The following is a 14,531-nucleotide window of genomic DNA, read 5'->3' as shown; positions in this document are numbered from 1 at the left end:
GCTTAACAAGTTACCAGGAACATACCGCTCTTTTGTAAAGTTCTCGTAAAAAAGCGATCATTTACTTCTTTTTTCTTAAAATCGGTGAATCTAGAAAACTTTGTAGATGTGTCCGTAGAGTTTGGCGTAGCGCCGTCGGTACACGCCCGTAAAGGTGGGGATAGACGGGCAGGCGTTCCTTCAGCTTCCAGCCTGCTTCTTGCAGGTTTCCGCGCAACCTGGCGACGAGAGGATGGGCGTAGTCGGGGTTGACGACATCGACCGGGCCAATCCCACCAAGATCCCGCACGCCCGCTTCGAGAAACGGGAGCAGGTCCACGACCAGATTCGGTGGGATCTGAAGAGTAATCTCTGCCGGGAGAATGCTGCGGGCCAGTCGGACGGTTTCAAGCAATTCTGCCTCACCTAGCGCCTCGCCGGACCAGTGCTGAGCACCGCCGGGGCGGTGGGGCTGGAGGATCACTTCTTGAATGTGGCCGTAGCGCTCCTGCAGCCTGGCGATCGTCTGGAGTGTGGCCTCGCGCTCTGCCCAGGTTTCACCGATGCCCAGCAGCAGCCCGGTGGTGAAGGGAATGCCCAGTTCACCCGCCCAGGCAAGCTGTTCGACCCGCAGCGCCGGGATTTTGCTCGGGGCATGGCGGTGGACGCTCTCTAAAAGCCGGTCGCTTTCGATTTCGAGCATCAGGCCCATCGAGCAGTTCACCTGCTGGAGGGCACGCATCTCAGCAAAGCTCAAGATGCCGCAGTTGGTATGGGGCAAGAACCCCAGTTCCAGGGCCACAGCACAGAGGCTCTCGATCATCGAAAACCAGTCCCCCCGCCGCCTGTCGCGGGGATGGACTTCGCCGCTCAGGACCAGAATTTCGCACACCCCCGTCCGCCGTAGCGGTTCGAGCAGTTGCCTGGCGGCTTCTGGTGTGAGCCAGTCCGAGCCCGCTTCGGCCCGAAAATTGCAGTAGCCGCAGCGGTTGAAGCACTCGTGGGTCGGCACGACCGTAAACGAAGGGCTATAGGTGATCGTGCGCGCTTCGCTGCTCACAGAGAAATGCCTGCCTCCGCCAGCAACTGCGTCAGTTCTGCGCGTCCCAGCCCAGAGGCAATGATCTGGGGATTGACGGGCGAATAGGGAGCGCGCTGGCGATCGACGCTCAGCAGCTCCGCGTCGGCAGGAATTACCGGCAGCGCCGGGTCAGCGGGGGTGGGCCGGGTAAGATAGCTGGTTTCGCCGCGAAAGACCAGTGCCTCCTCCTCGGAGCCGTCGATGCGCACCCGCACCAGCAGCACCTCCTCCGGTCGCCTGCGCGTATAGGTTTCGAGCGCTTCTGCCAGACCCATGTTCCCTCTATCGGCAGCGAATCTTCTGTCCAGTCTAGGACGATGGGCCAGCTCTGCCGAAATAGTGACTGCTACACCGGACAGGCGGATCTATCGTTGGAGTGACCCACCCAAAAAGAACGCGCAATGGCCAGAATCCTCAAGCCCTATTCCGCGAAGGCCGGTTCGCCCGTCTTCAAAGTTTCGCGCGGCGGCGGTCTGCCGGTGGTGCTCTACTGGGCCGAAAAGACCCTCGCCTACCGCACACTCCTCTGGCAGAAGCTCAACCACAAAAGCGCCTGCAAGTCCTGCGCCTGGGGTACCGGCGGCCAGAAAGGCGGCTTTCGCAACGAACTGAACGAACCCCTGCAGCGCTGCGCAAAGGGTGTCGAATCGATCGTGGGGGATCTGCAGGGGCCGGTGGCGGCTGATTTTTTTGCCCGCCAGTCCCTTGCCCAGTTGCAGGCTCTCAGTTCTCGGGAGGCGGAGCGGTTGGGCCGCCTGAGTTATCCGGTGATCCTGCGGGCCGGCAGTTCGCACTACGAGCGCATCGGCTGGCCAGAAATTTATGCGATTGCCCAAAAAGCCTTTGCCCGTCCGCCCGAGCGGGTCGCCTCCTATTCGTCGGGCCGCTCCTCCAACGAAGCCGCCTACATCTTGCAACTGATGATGCGTGCCCTGGGCTCGAACAACCTGGCCGACTGCTCGGATCTGTGCCACTCGCCCAGCACCTACGGCCTCAAGCAGGTCTTCGGCTCCGGCACCTCGATGGTCAGCCTCGAAGACCTCAAACAGTCCGACTGCGTCGTGCTCATCGGCTCCAACGCCCCGGCCAACCATCCCCGGTTGATGAACGAGCTTATCAAGTTGCGCGAGCGGGGGGGCCGGGTGATCGTCGTCAACCCGGTCATCGAGGTGGGGCTGATGAATTTTGCCTCCCCCGCCTTCGTGCCGTCTTTGCTGTTCGGTTCTGAAATCTCCTCGCTCTACCTGCAGCCGGACCCCGGCAGCGATGTCGCCCTCTTCGTCGGTATGGCCAAATCGCTTATCGAGCAGAACAAGATCGATCGTCGCTTTTTGGGGGCGCATACTGAGAACTCCCAGGCGGTGATCGAACACGCCCAGGCCACGAGCTGGCAGCAGATTGAGTCCACCTGCGGCATCGAGCGCGTTCTCATCGAGCAGGCCGCCCAGATGATCGCCCGATCCGAGCGCGTCGTCTTTGCCTGGGCGATGGGGGCCACTCAGCAGGCCAACGGCGTCGATAACATTTTTGCGATCGCCAACCTTGCCCTGCTCACCGGCAACGCCGGTAAACCAGGAGCCGGTACGATGCCGATCCGTGGCCATTCCAACGTCCAGGGCTTTGGCTCGATGGGCGTGAGCGTCCGCCTCAAAGAAGAGATCCGCCTCGCCCTCGAAAAGCTCCTGGGACGCCCCCTCAGCCGCGTTCCCGGCCACGACACCCGGCGGCTCATCGAGGCGGCGGCTGCAGGCCAGATCGACGCCCTGCTCTGCCTGGGAGGCAACCTCTGGGGGGCCAACCCCGACCAGGGCCAGGCCAGCCGCGCCCTGGGCCAGATCGAGACGATCTTTTATATCTCCACCAAGCCCAACCAGGGCCACTTCCACGGCCTGGCAAGCAAGCAGACGATTATTATTCCGGTCTTTACCCGCGACGAGAATCCCCACCGCACCACGGTCGAGTCGGGCAACAACTTTGTACGCCTCAACGAGACAGGCCGCACCCATCTTCCTGGGGCAGACTTGATCTCGGAGGTCGAATTTCTCACCCAGGTCGCCCATCACCTGCTGGGCGAAGTGCCGGTGGATTGGCGGCGCTTGCAGGATACGGCCTATGTCCGCCAACTGATCGCCCAGACGATCCCCGGCTTTGAGAAGATGGCGACGATCGACCAGACCCGCGAAGAATTTACGATCGCCGGGCGCATCTTTCACGAGCCGGTCTTTGCCACACCGACCGGGCGGGCCAAAATGTTCGTCCCGCCCCTGCCCGAACTGCGCCCACCCCAGATCGGCGATTTTGGCATCGAGCCGTCCCACCGTGCGATCCCCCTGGTGCTGGTGAGTGTGCGCTCCTATTCGCAGCACAACACCGTCGTCTACAAAGAGGGCGACAGCTACCGGGGAATGCCGCACCGCAACTGCATTCTGCTCAATCCCGACGATGCGCAAGCCGCCGGTTTTGCCGAGCACGAGCGGGTGACGGTGATCGGTAAGATCGGCTGCAAGGAACAGGTAGAAGTGATTTTTGGCTCCCCCAAGCGCGGCGTCGCCCTGATGTTCTATCCCGAAATCAACGCCATCATCCAGCCACCGATCGACGAGCGCTGCGGCATCCCGGCCTTCAAGCGCAACCCGATCCTCGTCGTCGCCAGTGGCTGAGGACCGTTCGACAGGCCGCTAGAAGCCAGAAAATGACAGCTCTGCGGGGAAATTGCCTCTTGACAGCAACCCGTTGCGATTTGTGCAGTCGCATATAAAGTTGGCCTGGCTTGCATTTGCCCAGCCAACTTCCGGCAGGTTAAAGCTTGTGATCACCATCCTGTTACGTAAAAATTTGTTGTACACAATCGATCGGTTTTTCTATCCAGGACTAGGATGCTACTGCCGAACTATTCATAGCGGGATGTCATATGTCGCTTGTAAAACGTTCTGTAGCTGAGTTTGTCGGCACTTTCTGGTTGGTCCTTGGAGGTTGTGGTGCTGCCGTTCTGGCTGCTGCCTTTCCAAATCTGGGGATAGGCTTTGTCGGGGTGGCGCTGGCCTTTGGCCTGACGCTTTTGACGATGGCTTTTGCGATTGGCCACATCTCCGGCTGTCATATCAATCCAGCGGTTTCGATCGGTCTTTGGGCGGCCAGGCGCTTTCCAGCCAACGAATTGCTGCCATACATCGCTGCCCAGGTAGCAGGTGGGATTGCCGGAGCCAGTGTCCTCTACTTGATCGCGAGCGGCAAGCCCGGTTTCAGCCTGAGTGGTGGTTTCGCCTCCAACGGCTACGGCGTCCATTCGCCGGGCGGTTATTCGCTGCTCGCCTGCCTTGTCTGTGAAGTGGTGATGACCTTCATGTTTTTGCTGATCATCCTGGGTTCGACTGACCGTCGTGCGCCCAAGGGATTTGCTCCGATCGCCATCGGTTTGAGCCTGACGTTGATTCACCTGATCAGCATTCCTGTCACCAACACTTCGGTCAATCCGGCCCGCAGTACTGGCCCGGCTCTGTTTGTAGGCGGTTGGGCGCTGGCTGAATTGTGGCTGTTCTGGCTTGCTCCGATCGTTGGAGCGGCCCTGGCAGGATTTTTCCACCACGCCTTTTTTGTTGAGCCTGATTTAGAAACGGAGGGCACGCCTGCTTCCGCCCAGCTCCGCACCGAACCTTGATCTCACTGCACAGCCCGCAACATCTCCGCGATTTCGCGTCTTCTGGCGACCGGGCTACGCTCGACAATTCTCGCCAAGATGGGGAACAATTCGTGTTGGTAGTTCTGGTAGTCTTGCAGATTGCTTTTTTGTCGGCGCTTCGATAAAAAAGCGGACAATTCCCGGCTTGCGGGCAGGACGCAACGGTAGTACTGAACCCCACCTCGATTCTGTAACTCGATAAAAAGGTGCTTCTGAGACGCCAGGAATGTCAGCCGTTTTGATTCCCTCTGCACCGAACCTGATGCGGATTTTTCTCCCGGCAGCAGTGAACCTGCTACAGGTACTCTTGCGTCTTGAGGTACTGACACCGGCTTACCCTCTGCCCGTCTGCCCACATAAAGAAAGCCTGCAAAGTAAATTTTTGGAGTAATCCCCCAACACTCCCGTCGAGAAAATCGCCGCTTCATCGTCACGAGTTTCTCCACAAATAGGTCAGAAGCCTTATTTTGGCTGCGGTTTTGGCGCAACCGGCGGTTTGGGCGGGTTGAGCCGACTTTTGACGTATTCCTGGACGCGGGGCTTTTCTTCGGCGGGGGCTGCCTGTTCGGCCTGACTGTAAAGTGCCTGGGCAGCGGTCTTGTTGCCGGCCTTGAGGCGCAGATCACCCTTGCCGATCAGCGCCTCGAAGCGCTTTTTGTCTTTGGCGAGCACCTGGTCGTAAGCTTTTTCGGCTTTGTCGGGTTGCCCCGCCAGTTGGTAGATCTGGGCCAGCTGCAGCCGCTCGGAGAGGTTGTCCGGCTGCTGGGAGGCGAGTTTTTCGTAGACCGGGATCGCCTTGAGGTACTGGGCCTGGGCCTGGGCGGGTTTGCCGCTTACTTGATACAGTTCAGCCAGTTGCAGGCGGATGCGCGGATTGTCCGGCTGCTGGTCCGCCAGCCGTGCGACGAGGGGGATCGCCCTGTCAAATTGAAATTGCTGCAGGTAGAGTGTGGCGAGGCTGCTGAGGGCGGTCACGTTATTGGGTTCGCGCTGCAGAATTTTTTCGTAGCCTGCGATTTCCTGGCGGGTGCGGGCCGGGTCCGCCTGGTTCTCGGCGGTCGGGGTGCGCGGTGCCGGTGCCTTCTCCACACCCGTAAAGATCGAGAACAGGGTAAAGAGCAGAGGGCCGACAAAGCCGACCGCGCCAAAGAAGGCTATACCAAATAAAAGAAATTTGCGATTTTTGCTTGCCATAATCTTGCTAGAAAACGGGAGGTACGGGTGCAGGAGTGGCGTCTGGTCGGGGGAATGTTCGTGCTTGCGGCCTTCCTCTCCATTCTGGTCAAGTATGTCCTGCCCCTTGCGATCCGGCAACCGCTGCCGCTGCCGCTGGCAGCAGTCATTCTCGCTCCGGCGGCGGCTCTGGCCCTCTGGCTCGTCCTTGGCGGGGGACGCGGATAAGTTTGTTAGGAAGAAGACCCTTCCTGCGGTTTACTGTAGGAGGTGATGCGGCAGGGAGGTGGTTATGAATCAGGTGATCGCGGTGATCTTGGGAGGGGGCCGGGGCACACGGCTCTATCCACTCACCAAAAGACGGGCCAAACCGGCGGTGCCCATCGGCGGCAAGTACCGACTCATCGATATTCCAGTCAGCAACTGCATCAACTCGAATATCCAGAAGATCTATATTCTTACCCAGTTCAACTCCGCCTCCCTCAACCGCCATATCGCCCGTACCTACCAGTTTTCGAGTTTCAGCGACGGTTTTTGTGAGATCCTGGCGGCCCAGCAGACCGACGAGAGTCCCGACTGGTTTCAGGGCACCGCCGACGCGGTGCGCCAGTACCTCTGGTTGCTGGAGTCTTCCAGAGCCAGCGAGTATCTGATTCTTTCAGGCGATCACCTCTACCGGATGGATTACAGCCTGTTCGTCCAGCGCCACCGCGAGACCAGCGCCGACGTCACCATCGCCGTGTTGCCCTGCGATCACGAGCGCGCCAGCGACTTTGGCCTGGTCAAGATCGACCCGGCAGGCCGGGTGATTCAATTTACCGAAAAACCAAAGGGCGCAGAACTGGAGCGGATGCGCGTCGATACGACGGCCCTCGGCCTGTCTGAGGTCGAGGCGCGGCGTCGCCCCTACATCGCCTCGATGGGCATCTACGTCTTCCGCCACGATGTCATGCTCAAATTGCTGCGCGAAGCGCCCCACCACACCGATTTCGGCAAAGAAATTCTGCCCGCTGCCCTGCAGGATTACAACGTTCAGGCGTACCTGTTCGACGACTACTGGGAGGACATCGGAACGATCGGAGCCTTCTACGACGCCAATCTCGCTCTTACCTCCGACGCTCCTTCCTTTGATTTTTATTCGCCCACCGCCCCGGTCTACACCCGACCGCGCTATCTGCCCCCCAGCCACCTCACCGACTGCGAGGTGGCCCAGTCGATCATCGCCGAGGGCTGCATTATCCGGCAGGCGCGGATCTTTCATTCTGTTCTTGGCCTGCGCTCCTACATCGACGCGGGCGTGCGCATCGAAGATTCGCTGGTGATGGGGGCCGACTATTACGAATCGGATGCTCAGCGCTCCGAAGCCCTCACCCGTGGTCTGCCGCCGGTGGGCATCGGCGAGCGCAGCGTCATTCAAAAGGCGATCATCGACAAGAACGCCCGCATCGGCACCGATGTGCAGATCCTCAACAAGGAGCGGCCCCAGGAAGCGGACTACCCCGAGCGCGGCTATTACATCCGCAACGGCATCGTGATCGTGCCCAAGGACTCGCAGATTCCAGACGGCGCTGTGATCTAGCCCATGGAGCAAACGCACGTCGAGGCGAACGGCATCCGCTTTCACTGCGTCCAGCAGGGACTGCCCGGTGCGCCGCTGGTGTTGCTGCTGCACGGTTTTCCGGAGTTCTGGTACGCCTGGCGCTACCAGATACCGGTGCTGGCGGAGCACTTTTGGGTCGTCGCCCCCGATCTGCGCGGCTACAACCTGAGCGACAAGCCCGCCGGGGGCTACGACCTTGCCACCCTCTCAGCGGACATCCGCGCGCTGATCGCCGCTTTTGGTTACAGCAAAGCCCACGTCGTCGGCCATGACTGGGGCGGGCTCATCGCCTGGGAATTTGCCTACCGCTATCCGGACGCCCTCGATCGGCTCGTCGTCCTCAACGCGCCGCACCCGGTACGCTTTGTCGAGGAACTGCGCTCCAACCCCCTGCAACTATTCAAAAGTCTCTATATCTTTTTCTTTCAGCTGCCCTGGTTGCCGGAGCAACTCATCGCCCACAACGACTACGAAGTGTTGGAGCAGCTTTTTCGTCATCCCGAGGTGCGGCCCGGCAGCTTCAGCGACGCAGATATTCAAGTTTATCGGCAGGCACTCGCCGTGCCCGGTGCCCTGAGCGCGGCGCTTCGCTATTACCGCGAGCTGTTGCAACCGGCTGGAACATCCTACGAGCAGTTACTCGCTGCTCCAGCGCTCGTAATCTGGGGCAGCCGCGACTTTGCCCTTGAAACCCGCCTCAGCGAGAAGCTTGAGCGTTTTTTTGTCAGCGGCCCAAAGCGAGTGCTGCTGAGGGACTGCAGCCACTGGGTCCAGCAGGAAGATCCGGGCCAGGTCAATGCGCTATTGATCGATTTTTTGGTGCCGACCGGATGAGCAACCCCCCCGAGGCGCTCTGAGGAAAGAGTAACTGCTCCGGGAGGGCGCTTTCAGATTACGCTCAAAAGCAGGGCTGGGGCAAATGCTCAACGTTTTGTTAAGGCTTATTCTTCGTCGTCGAGGGTGGCCTCTTCTTCTTCGTAGACCGTCTCCTCGTCGTCTACCAGGTCGTCAAAATCTTCGTCTTCGCCCAGACCTTCCTCGTCTACCGGCGTGCGGGATTGCAGCTTGCCGGTGCGCTGCAGCCAGTCGAGGATGCCCTCGCGCTGGGTGGAGGGAAGCACGGACGCTTTTTGATGACGGGGTTCTTCGCGAAGTTGGGGATGGCGCATGAAAACTTCCCTGACACAAATAGGCTCCATCGATTCTAGACGCAGTCGGACTAAAGTCCCAAGCGGGCGATCACGCTGCGGGTAGAGACGATGTGATGCTGCATCCCGAGCTGGTCCGGGGCAAGGCCGAGGGCGAGGCCGACCAGTTGCGAGAGGTGCAGCACCGGCATCCCGAACTTGCGGCCTGCCGCCTGTTCGACTTCGGGTTGGCGGGAGTCGAGGTTGAGGTGGCAGAGCGGGCAGGGGGTGACCAGACAATCGGCCCCCGCATCGATCGCCTCCTGGATGCGGGCGGCAGCCATCGCAAAGGACGTGCGCGTGTCGTAGCTGGAGAGCGGAAAACCGCAGCACTTGGTGCGCCCGCCATAATCGACCGCCGTCGCCCCGACCGCCTCGAAGAGGTCTTCGAGCGAGCGCGGATGGTGGGGATCATCGACGCGCTGGCTCAGCTGGGCGCGCAACAGATAACAGCCGTAGAAGCTGGCGCAGCGCAGGCCCGCAAGGGACCGCTTGACCCGTTCGCGTAGCCGATCGAGGCCAAAATCTTCGATCAAGATCCACAACAGATGGCGCACGTCCACCGAACCGCCGTAGTGGTGGCCGGCCTGGGCGAGCAGGTCGTTGATTTGGTCGCGATAGCCGCTTTTGGCGGCGCGCAGCTTTTCGTTGACCGCCCCCAGTACGCCCTGGCAGGTGCTGCACTGGGTGAGGAGCGTCAGTTCTTTTTCTTCTGCTAGCGCAATGTTGCGGGCATTCACCGCGTCCTGCAACAGCTGCGAATCTTCTTTGAGGGTGCCTGCGCCGCAGCAGGAGGCATTTTTGAGTTCGACCAGCTCGATGCCGAGGGCGGCGCTAATCAAGGCGGTGGAACTGTAGAGTTCGCCGCAAGCGCCACGGGCGACACAGCCGGGGTAGTAGGCGTACTTGAGGGGTTTAGAAGTTGCGACCATCGCTTTGCATCGTTTGGATTTCACCTATGAGGGCACCGACCTCGCTGCACGCTTCGATCGGTTTGTGCCTGAGGGGAATTTTGCCCTTGAAGACCATGCGCGCACCGAGGGGCAGCAGGCTCACCAGCCCTTTGAGGTCGCGGCCTATCACCTGCAGGGCAAAGCGGGTCTCATCGAGCCAGCCGGATTGCTTGATCTGGCGGACCATGACCCGCCGGTGGCGCATCGCGGTATTTTCGGCAGTCGCTTTGTCTATCAAGAGTTCGTGGCGAATTTTTTGAATCTGCTCCAGCGGCTGCACACCCATCGGGCAGACCTCGTTGCAATAAAAACAGCGGGTGCAGCCCCAGGCAAAGTCTGGCTGGTTGTACTGCGCTCGCCTTTCACCGGCTTTGTCGTCGCGGTTGTCGGCCAGCACCCGGTACGCCCTCGCCAGGGCGTGGGGACCGACAAAATCGGCGTTGACCTCGCGGGAGTTGCACTCGGAGTAGCAGGCACCGCAGAGGATGCAGTTGCTGGGCTGCTCGACGATGGCGCGCTGTTCGGGCGTCTGGAGAAATTCTTTTTGGGAGAGCTGGCGGGCGGCGGTGCTCACGTAGGGATCGACCCGGTCGAGGTGCTGCCAGAAGCTCGCCATATCGACCACCAGGTCTTTGATGACCGGCATGTTGCCCATCGGCTGCACCAGAATCTCACCGCGCTTATCGACCGTGTCGCGAATGCGGCTGGCGCAGGCGAGGGCGGCCCGGCCATTGATGCGCATCGCACAGCTGCCGCAGATGGCGTTGCGGCAATTTTTGCGAAAAGCGAGGCTGCCGTCCTGCTCCCACTTGATCTGGTTGAGGGCGTCAAGTACCGTCGTGCCCGGATCGACGTCGAGCTGATAGCTGCTGTAACTCGGCGGCTCCGATTGCGACTGGCGGCGAATGCGAACAGTGATTTCCATCGCGGTGAGGTAGACACAGCCTCCAACACTACCATAACTGCCCCGGATACTCCCTATCGGGACTTTGGTTCAGAGCGAACACTTTGTAACGTTTCGGAGGCAGAAACGGGTGCTCCAGATGGCAGGCGAGCGACTTTAGAGCGGGCGCGGCGGACAGCTTCTGCGAGGGACTGCAGACTATGACCGGCCTGCTCCGCCTCGATGCGCGTCTGGCGCATCACCTGGATCTGAGGACGGCAGTGGCTTTCAAGAAAGCGCGACTCCGAAAATGCCTTTGATTCTGGCAGGTGCTCGGCGAGCATGAGGCTGCGGGCCTGCTGAGCGCAGACCTCGTAGTGGTAGACCGCCTGCTCGAAGCGGGCGAGGGACTGCCCGGCACAGGCTGTGATCAAAAAGCAGCAGCTGAGAATCCCGGCTGGCAGTGCGCGATGGGTAGAAGCCAGAAGTTCGTGAGGCACTGCCGGATAGGGGGGAAGCTAATACACCACTATATACGTTCGATTGGGTCGCTCCACCACAGTTAGGTGGTTATCCAACCGGATAGATTCTCAACGGCTACGGGAGCTGCCGGTGCTGCAGAACGGGCAGTTGGCGGCGGACCTGGGCCAGCCGCCCCGGATCGATCTCAGCGATGGCCATGCCGGGGGTGTCGCCGGCATCGGCCAGCATGTTGCCCCACGGATCGATGATGAGGGCGTGGCCGTAGGTCTGGCGGCGGGCGTAGTGCTCGCCGGTCTGGGCGGCGGCAATCACGTAGCAGGTGTTTTCGATCGCCCGCGCTCTTAGGAGCACGCGCCAGTGGTCCTTGCCGGTAAAGGCGGTAAAGGCAGAAGGTACTGTCAATACCTGTGCGCCCTGGGCGGAGAGCGCCCGGTAGAGTTCGGGAAAGCGCAGATCGTAGCAGACCGACAGGCCGATATTGCCCAGGGCGGGGGTGCGCACCACCACCAGTTCGTGACCGGGCACCACCGAGTCGGATTCGCGGTAGGTGTTGCCATCGGGCAGATTGACATCAAAAAGATGTAACTTGCGGTAGCGCCCAAGTTCGCTGCCGTCCGGTCCGACGAGCAGGGCCGTGTTGTAGCACTTGGCGGTGCCTTCGGCGGGCGTCGGGTAACCGCCTCCCAGCAGCGTCACCTGCCAGTCGCGGGCGGCGGTGTGCAAAAATTTTTCGCTCCGCTCGGCGATGCGCGCCGCCTGTTCGAGCTTCTCCGCCTCGAGCCCCAAAAAGGCAAAGTTCTCGGGCAGGGTGACCAGCCGGGCACCGCGCCGGGCGGCAATCCCGACAAACTCGTAGGCGACCTCGAGGTTGGCTTCGAGATCGGCGGTGCTGGTCATCTGCACAGCGGCGGCAAAATAACTTTCCATCGTGCTAGAAGTCCTCCTCGTCGGGTGAGCTGTCGGCCCCGCCGTCGCGGCGCGATCCGAGAAGTTCGAGGCGATCGACTTTGATCACCGGTCGCTCCTTGGCTTCTTTGGTCACCTTGTCGGTCCAGCGGCTGAAGGCCAGGGAACCGGAGACGCCGATGAGCGAACCTTTTTTGACGTATTCGCCCGCGATCTCGGCGGTCTTGCCCCAGATCTCAAGGTCGAACCAGTCGGGCTTGTCCTCTTCTCCCTTGCGGCGCAGGCGGTTCACTGCCAGGGTGAGCGAGCACTTTACCGTACCCGACTCAAAGTAGCGAATCTCCGGATCCCGGCCCGCCCGGCCCACCAGCGTCACCATGTTCAAACTCATCGCATCGCTCCTTTGTCTTGCCAGTAAAGCATAACAAGACCGGCTCTGCGAGCGGCCAACACTGTGCGGCACCGGCCAGCAAAAAACCGGGGGCACAGCCGCACCCCCGGTCAGAACGGCGGGCAAGCGTCCTACTTGCCCAAGAGCTTGAGGGCGCGGGCGGTGACGTTTTCGACCGTAAAGCCGAAGGCGGGCATCACGTCTTTGATCGGGGCAGAGGCACCGTAGGTGTCGATGCCGATCACATCGCCGTCGAGACCCGTGTACTTGTGCCAGCCGAAGGTGGATCCAGCTTCGACCGCGAGGCGCTTGACGCCTGGGTTGAGGACGCTGTCCTTGTATGCCTGGGGCTGCTGCTCGAACAGTTCCCAACTGGGAAGCGAGACGACTTTGGCCGCGACGCCCTGCTCGGCGAGTTTCTTTTGGGCATCGACGACCAGGAACACCTCGGAGCCGGTGCCGATCAAGATCAGATCAGGATTTTCGGCCTCCACCAGCGTATAGCCACCCTTCGCCACCCCTTCGATGCTGCTGGTGGGCTGGATGGGCAGATTCTGGCGGGTGAGGATGAGGGCCACCGGCGTGCTCTTGCTCTCGATCGCGATCTTCCAGGCACCGGCTGTCTCGGTGCCGTCGGCAGGACGGATCACCGTGAGGTTGGGGGTGGCGCGCAGGGTAATCAACTGCTCGACCGGCTGGTGGGTCGGGCCGTCCTCGCCCAGGCCGATCGAGTCGTGGGTATAGACGTAGACCACCGGCGAGTGGGAGAGGGCAGCGACGCGCACGGCCCCCTTCATGTAGTCCATGAAAATTAAAAAAGTACCACCGTAGACTTTGAGGCCGCCGTGCAGGGCCATGCCGTTCATCACCGCCCCCATGCCGTGCTCGCGCACGCCGAAGTGGAAGTTGCGGCCATAGGGCGTGTCTTTCTGGAAGTCTTTGAAGGCTTTGACGTAGGTGTTGTTAGAAGGAGCCAGATCCGCCGAACCGCCGATAAGCCCCGGCAGAACGGCGGTGACCGCCCCCAGTACCTTGCCGGAGGCGGCGCGGGTGGCGATGGGCTTGTCTGTGGGGCTGAAGGTGGGCAACGCCTGCTCCCAGCCCTCGGGAAGCGTGCCAGAGATCAGTCCTTCTAGCTCAGCGGCCTCCGCCGGAAACTCCGCTTTGTAGGCGGCGAAGCGCTCGTGCCACTCGGCTTCGGCTTTGGCCCCGTTATCGACCGCCTGGCGGAAGTGGGCGAGCACGTCGTCGGGGATATAAAAGTCCGGTTCGAGGGGCCACTTGAGGTTGAGCTTGGTCGCTTTGACCTCGTCGGGACCGAGGGGCGAACCGTGGACGTCGTGGCTGTTGGCCTTGTTGGGCGAACCGTAGCCGATAATCGTGCGCACGGCGATGATCGAGGGCCGGTCGGTGACGGCGCGGGCGGCGTGGACCGCCTCCTCGATGGCGACAAGATCGTTGCCGTCGGTGACGTGCTGGGTGTGCCAGCCGTAGGCTTCGAAGCGCTTCATCCGGTCCTCGGTGAAGGATAATTCTGTTTCACCGTCGATCGAGATGTGGTTGTCGTCGTAGAGGTAGATCACCTTGCCCAGGCCCAGGTGGCCGCCCAGCGACGCCGCCTCCGAGGCGACCCCCTCCATCAGGTCGCCGTCGGAGACGATGGCGTAGGTGTAGTGGTCGATGATCTGGTGGCCGGGCTTGTTGTAGCGGGCGGCCAGATGCTCCTCGGCGATCGCAAGACCGATGCCGTTACCGAGGCCCTGGCCCAGGGGACCGGTGGTCACCTCGACGCCGGGGGTCTGAAAGTTCTCGGGGTGGCCGGGCGTCCTGGAGTGGAGCTGGCGAAAGTGCTTGAGATCCTCGAGGCCCAGATCGTAGCCGGTCAGGTGCAAAAGCGCGTACAGCAGCATCGAACCGTGACCGGCGGAGAGCACGAAGCGATCGCGGTTGAACCACTTGGGATTGTGGGGGTTGTGGCGCAAAAACTTTGTCCAGATGATGTAGGCCATCGGAGCGGCACCCATCGGCAGGCCAGGGTGGCCGGAGTTGGCCTTTTGAACCGCATCAACAGCCAGGAAGCGAATGGTGTTGACGCTCAACTCGTCCAGCTGCGTGGTGGTCTTGTCAAGCAGAGTGCCCGTCATGATGTTTCCTGTCGCTAAGGTATGGACTCAAAGGCATCGTGCCATTTTTTGCGCTCGAGCGTTATGGCTCAG

16 protein-coding genes are annotated in these 14,531 nt (G+C 61.1%); 5 read left to right on the top strand and 11 right to left on the bottom strand.

Translation table 11 applies throughout. From position 1 onward, the window contains the following. Positions 1 to 61: 61 nt before the first annotated feature. The gene (cofG, locus tag GKIL_RS00150; RefSeq protein ID WP_023171261.1) at positions 62 to 1,039 is read right to left on the bottom strand and encodes a 7,8-didemethyl-8-hydroxy-5-deazariboflavin synthase subunit CofG; all 978 of its coding nucleotides are present in this window, start codon (positions 1,037 to 1,039) and stop codon (positions 62 to 64) included. After that, positions 1,036 to 1,335 (bottom strand): DUF7734 family protein, encoded by a 300-nt coding sequence (locus tag GKIL_RS00145; protein WP_023171260.1) that lies wholly within the window; start codon positions 1,333 to 1,335, stop codon positions 1,036 to 1,038. The genes cofG and GKIL_RS00145 overlap by 4 nt, the downstream gene beginning before the upstream one ends. A 126-nt stretch (positions 1,336 to 1,461) precedes the next feature. Here GKIL_RS00145 and GKIL_RS00140 point away from each other — a divergent pair, with 126 nt between their 5' ends. Both GKIL_RS00140 and aqpZ read left to right on the top strand, forming a co-directional pair. After that, positions 1,462 to 3,720 (top strand): FdhF/YdeP family oxidoreductase, encoded by a 2,259-nt coding sequence (locus tag GKIL_RS00140; protein WP_023171259.1) that lies wholly within the window; start codon positions 1,462 to 1,464, stop codon positions 3,718 to 3,720. 251 nt (positions 3,721 to 3,971) lie between these two features. Further along, positions 3,972 to 4,718 (top strand): aquaporin Z, encoded by a 747-nt coding sequence (aqpZ, locus tag GKIL_RS00135; protein WP_023171258.1) that lies wholly within the window; start codon positions 3,972 to 3,974, stop codon positions 4,716 to 4,718. 2 nt (positions 4,719 to 4,720) lie between these two features. Here aqpZ and GKIL_RS24350 read toward each other — a convergent pair whose 3' ends face one another. Next, positions 4,721 to 5,173, bottom strand: coding sequence for a hypothetical protein (locus GKIL_RS24350; RefSeq protein ID WP_144080275.1), 453 nt, complete (start codon positions 5,171 to 5,173; stop codon positions 4,721 to 4,723). A gap of 28 nt (positions 5,174 to 5,201) precedes the next feature. Beyond that, entirely contained in the window at positions 5,202 to 5,933 is a 732-nt protein-coding gene (locus GKIL_RS00125) for a tetratricopeptide repeat protein (RefSeq protein WP_023171257.1), read from the bottom strand. A gap of 27 nt (positions 5,934 to 5,960) precedes the next feature. On the opposite strand from GKIL_RS00125, the gene GKIL_RS24345 reads away from it, so the two are divergent. From GKIL_RS24345 to GKIL_RS00115, 3 genes are all read left to right on the top strand, one after another. Then, on the top strand, positions 5,961 to 6,140 hold the full coding sequence (locus GKIL_RS24345; protein WP_023171255.1) for a hypothetical protein: 180 nt from the start codon (positions 5,961 to 5,963) through the stop codon (positions 6,138 to 6,140). A 64-nt stretch (positions 6,141 to 6,204) separates the two neighbouring features. Next, positions 6,205 to 7,491, top strand: coding sequence for a glucose-1-phosphate adenylyltransferase (locus GKIL_RS00120; RefSeq protein WP_023171254.1), 1,287 nt, complete (start codon positions 6,205 to 6,207; stop codon positions 7,489 to 7,491). Positions 7,492 to 7,494: 3 nt separating this feature from the next. Beyond that, complete coding sequence (locus GKIL_RS00115; protein ID WP_023171253.1) at positions 7,495 to 8,346, top strand: alpha/beta fold hydrolase; 852 nt, start codon at positions 7,495 to 7,497, stop codon at positions 8,344 to 8,346. A 107-nt stretch (positions 8,347 to 8,453) separates the two neighbouring features. Here GKIL_RS00115 and GKIL_RS00110 read toward each other — a convergent pair whose 3' ends face one another. The 7 genes from GKIL_RS00110 to tkt form a co-directional block, all read right to left on the bottom strand. Then, complete coding sequence (locus GKIL_RS00110; RefSeq protein ID WP_023171252.1) at positions 8,454 to 8,681, bottom strand: DUF3134 family protein; 228 nt, start codon at positions 8,679 to 8,681, stop codon at positions 8,454 to 8,456. Positions 8,682 to 8,731: 50 nt separating this feature from the next. Continuing rightward, positions 8,732 to 9,631, bottom strand: coding sequence for a CoB--CoM heterodisulfide reductase iron-sulfur subunit B family protein (locus GKIL_RS00105; RefSeq protein WP_023171251.1), 900 nt, complete (start codon positions 9,629 to 9,631; stop codon positions 8,732 to 8,734). After that, complete coding sequence (locus GKIL_RS00100) at positions 9,615 to 10,577, bottom strand: succinate dehydrogenase/fumarate reductase iron-sulfur subunit (protein WP_023171250.1); 963 nt, start codon at positions 10,575 to 10,577, stop codon at positions 9,615 to 9,617. The genes GKIL_RS00105 and GKIL_RS00100 overlap by 17 nt, the downstream gene beginning before the upstream one ends. A gap of 53 nt (positions 10,578 to 10,630) precedes the next feature. Continuing rightward, positions 10,631 to 10,969 (bottom strand): hypothetical protein, encoded by a 339-nt coding sequence (locus GKIL_RS00095; RefSeq protein WP_144080274.1) that lies wholly within the window; start codon positions 10,967 to 10,969, stop codon positions 10,631 to 10,633. Positions 10,970 to 11,132: 163 nt separating this feature from the next. Next, a complete protein-coding gene (locus tag GKIL_RS00090) occupies positions 11,133 to 11,945 on the bottom strand; it encodes a carbon-nitrogen hydrolase family protein (RefSeq protein WP_023171248.1) in 813 nt (270 codons plus the stop codon). Between the two features lie 4 nt (positions 11,946 to 11,949). Then, positions 11,950 to 12,315 (bottom strand): single-stranded DNA-binding protein, encoded by a 366-nt coding sequence (locus GKIL_RS00085; RefSeq protein ID WP_023171247.1) that lies wholly within the window; start codon positions 12,313 to 12,315, stop codon positions 11,950 to 11,952. A gap of 131 nt (positions 12,316 to 12,446) precedes the next feature. Further along, a complete protein-coding gene (gene tkt, locus GKIL_RS00080; RefSeq protein ID WP_023171246.1) occupies positions 12,447 to 14,459 on the bottom strand; it encodes a transketolase in 2,013 nt (670 codons plus the stop codon). Positions 14,460 to 14,531: the final 72 nt, after the last annotated feature.

It is taken from the genome of Gloeobacter kilaueensis JS1 (assembly GCF_000484535.1).
Taxonomy (GTDB): domain Bacteria; phylum Cyanobacteriota; class Cyanobacteriia; order Gloeobacterales; family Gloeobacteraceae; genus Gloeobacter; species Gloeobacter kilaueensis.
This window is presented reverse-complemented; position numbering and strand designations above follow the sequence as displayed.